This window comes from Falsihalocynthiibacter sp. S25ZX9, assembly GCF_041205405.1.
GTDB lineage: Bacteria > Pseudomonadota > Alphaproteobacteria > Rhodobacterales > Rhodobacteraceae > Falsihalocynthiibacter > Falsihalocynthiibacter arcticus.
On the sequence record NZ_JBGFCD010000291.1, the window covers coordinates 1 to 290 of the forward strand.

At 54.5% G+C, this 290-nt stretch carries 1 pseudogene; it reads left to right on the top strand.

Features of this window, described 5'->3' with window-relative positions:
- Positions 1–115: pseudogene (locus AB9F29_RS22295) on the top strand (IS6 family transposase); the annotation flags it as partial.
- Positions 116–290 lie beyond the last annotated feature (175 nt).

Genomic DNA, 290 nt, shown 5'->3' on the forward strand with positions numbered 1-290 from the left:
TCATGCATCCGTTTTCAACCACTTCAATCCGGAGCGCAGCCTTTCCCAAAGAGATCATTTCAAAGCCAATCGCACTGCCGCGCTCACAGAGTGGCGCGGTCTTTGTGCGGCATAAACGGGCAGGGGTACTGGCCTGGCCGAGACGAGTTCGAATTTGTCTGATGGTGTGGACGGCTCCACCCGAACGGCATCGCAATGTGTCATGCTGGTGCTGTTACGACCCAACAGAGAGAAGGAGCCATCCACAATGGATATTACAACACTCGGAATTGATCCGTTGACCGGCAGGT